General features: G+C 55.5%; 2 protein-coding genes and 2 pseudogenes. All 4 read right to left on the bottom strand.

Annotated elements, in window-relative coordinates:
* Window positions 1-453: pseudogene (locus ACOYIE_RS10220) on the bottom strand (hypothetical protein); the annotation flags it as partial.
* Window positions 454-466: 13 nt separating this feature from the next.
* Complete coding sequence (gene miaB, locus ACOYIE_RS10215; protein WP_433412881.1) at window positions 467-1867, bottom strand: tRNA (N6-isopentenyl adenosine(37)-C2)-methylthiotransferase MiaB; 1401 nt, start codon at window positions 1865-1867, stop codon at window positions 467-469.
* A 13-nt stretch (window positions 1868-1880) separates the two neighbouring features.
* Window positions 1881-2549, bottom strand: a complete 669-nt coding sequence (locus ACOYIE_RS10210; RefSeq protein ID WP_433412879.1) for a TIGR03936 family radical SAM-associated protein — start codon at window positions 2547-2549, stop codon at window positions 1881-1883.
* Window positions 2542-2963 (bottom strand): annotated as a pseudogene (locus tag ACOYIE_RS10205) (B12-binding domain-containing radical SAM protein); the annotation flags it as partial. The gene ACOYIE_RS10210 and the pseudogene ACOYIE_RS10205, both read right to left, overlap by 8 nt.

Raw genomic sequence — 2963 nt, 5'->3', positions numbered from 1 at the left:
GGTGTTCTTTCCCGGTTCCGGCAGAGAAAAGCCATCCATACCGAAAAAGTCGTACGCCTGCCTCAGCTCGTCCACATCATCCGAGCCTATGCACAGGGCACGGTTAAACCGCAGGAAATCTGCCGCCCGCTCCGGCGCGATCCCAATCAGTTGTTCGATGCTGCCGGCGCTGCCGCAGGTATACACTTCCGCTAAAAACTCGTGCAGATTCGCTGCGACCGGATACACAAAAGGCGGCTCCCCCATCGGCGCGACCGCAAAAACCAAGTCCAGCCCCAGGGACGGCACATCGCAAAAATGTACCCCGTCCACACCGATCCGCCCTAATATGCGCGCACCAAGCGGTGTGCAGAAATAGGCGTTGTCCTCCTCTGCGGGAAACAGCTCAACCAGAGATAAATCAACCGGCAGCTGGCGCAGCTTTTGCAGCGTCAGTTCCTGTTTTGCACTCATACAGCAATCCTCCTCACTGCTTCACTGCAAACAGGCAGCGGAGCGAAGTTTTTTCAATTACGGCCTCAATGAAGTCCCCGATTTTGATATTTTCACCACGCACACAAACCAAAAGATTGCCTTCTGTACGCGCGGTAAACGGATAGTCCGGTCCCTTTGCGGTACCGTCCACCAGCAGACGCATCGTTTTGCCCTGATAGGCCGCCTGCCGCTGGGCTACGATCGCATCCTGGGCCTGTAGCAGACGCTCGAACCACGCCTGCTTCTGCTGCGGGGTCGCAGGGTCCTCATAGGCTGCCGCCGGCGTACCGCTGCGCGGCGAATATAAAAACGTAAAGAGCAGATCGAACTGTATATCCTGTACCAATGCTAACGTCTGTTCAAAATCCGCTTCGGTTTCCCCCGGAAAACCAACAATAATGTCGCTGGACAAGGTGATGCCCGGCATTTTCTGCCTTGCATCCGCAATCAGCGCACGGTAGCTTTCCGCAGTATAGCGGCGGTTCATGCGGCGCAAAATTTCGTCACTGCCGGACTGAAACGGCAGATGCAGCTGTTTGGCCACTTTTTCGCAGTCCGCCATGGCATCGAACAGGCGCGGGGAGGCGTCTTTCGGGTGGCTGGTCATGAAGCGCAGCCAAAAATCACCCGGCACGGCGTTTAACCGGCGCAGCAGGCCGGCAAAATCCACATCCAGCCCCAGATCCTTGCCATAGGAATTCACGTTCTGACCCAGCAGCGTGATCTCCTTGTATCCTGCTGCAACCAGCTCGCGCAGTTCCTTTTCGATCTCCTCTGGGCGGCGGGAACGCTCACGTCCGCGCACATACGGCACGATGCAGTAGGTGCAGAAGTTATTGCAGCCGTACATGATCGACAGCCACGCTTTTGGGCCGTGACCGCGCAGCACCGGCAACCCTTCTGCAATATCATCCGCCCCGCCGATATCGAAAATGCGCTTTTTTTCTGTCAGCGCGCGATACAGCAGCGAGGGAAAACGCCACAGCGCGTGCGTGCCGAACAGCAGTTTTACCTGCGGGTAGCTCTTTTTGATTTTCTCAACATTTTTTTCCTGCTGCGCCATGCAGCCGCACAGGGCAATAATCACGTCCGGGCGCTGCTTTTTCAAATGACTGAGCGCACCGATGTTGCCGAACGCGCGATCCTCCGCATGTTCACGCACTGCACAGGTATTATACAGGATAAAATCAGCTTCACTGACTTCTTCTGTCATTTCATATCCCATTTCGTGCAGCATACCGCGGATCCGTTCGGTATCCGCCTCATTTTGCTGGCAGCCGAACGTATGCGTATAGGCACGCAGATGCCGCCCGCGGATCAGCTCTGCAACGGCATCCATATAGGTAAATTGATTTTGCAGTTCTTCCTGCGAAACAATAGCTGATTCAGACATGCGCAGTCTCCTCTTAGCGGAATGGCGTACCGTCAGTGGTGAACACATTCATGCGATGATAGGCGCTGAATGGAATCTCATACTGCGGCAAATATTGTGCAATGGCCCGAGTCAGATATTCCGGGCTCATGTTGTTATTTCCAGCTGCTGTTGTAACGACCGCGGTCACCTCATCTGCTCCCTCGGTAATGGTGAGACCGTGCATCAATTCTTTCATGTTCACGGTCTTTTCGCCGCGTTTGGAGCGTTTGACGATTTCAACCGCCGGCCGGGCAAACAACGCGCGAACCGCATTCGTAAAGCCCGCAGGAACCATGCCTTCAAATCCCCATGTGATGCGATACTGCGACCATGCGATCGCGCCGACTTTCATCCCGCCATCCTCGAGCGGGTATATCTCAATCGCGCGCAGGCCTTCCGGAAACACATCATTGAGGGCTTCCAGCGCATTTTCCGGCACAGCCTCGCTGGTAATATTGAAGTCCAGAAACTCACATTCACCCGAATAACCGGTGGAAAGCGGCAGCGCCACGGAAACATAGGCATGCTGGTTGAAGCCTTCGGTAAACCACAGCGGCATCTGGCAGCGCGCCATCGAGCGCTGCATGGTATGCATAAGATCAAGGTGAGAGATATATTTCGCTCTCCCCTCCTTGGCAAACTTCATTCTTGCCTTAAACACAGCACTTTCCTCCCTTCAGCAGCGCATTTGCACCGCAGCCTGCGCATTTCTGCATGCAGTCCGGTGTAACAGCCGCTTCGCGGGACAGCTCCCACTCATGCTTCAAATGCTCTTTTCTCGTGCCGCAGCCGATGTGATCCCACGGGAACACCTCGTCCAGCGGACGGGGGCGCGATGCATAGAAGTCCGGATCCAGACCGCAATCGGCAAACGCCTGCATCCAGCGTTCAAAGTCGAAGCACTGATCCCAGCCATCCATTTTGCAGCCACGCTGCCAGGCCAGCAGGATCGCCTTGCCCTGCCGCCGGTCGCCTCGGGCGATTACCCCTTCCAGAACCGAGGTTTCCGCATCATGCCAGTTGTAGGTCACGTTTTTGGTTTTCATAATGACCTTCATGTGCGCCTGCTTTTCAC

It is taken from the genome of Agathobaculum sp., from assembly GCF_050946325.1.
GTDB lineage: Bacteria > Bacillota > Clostridia > Oscillospirales > Butyricicoccaceae > Agathobaculum.
The sequence above is the reverse complement of the archived record's forward strand: the minus strand, read 5'-3'. Positions and strand labels throughout refer to the sequence as shown.

Excerpts from the sequence above, each read along its gene's own strand:
- miaB (WP_433412881.1), bottom strand. The coding sequence starts at position 1,867 with ATGTCTGAATCAGCTATTGTTTCGCAGGAAGAACTGCAAAATCAATTT.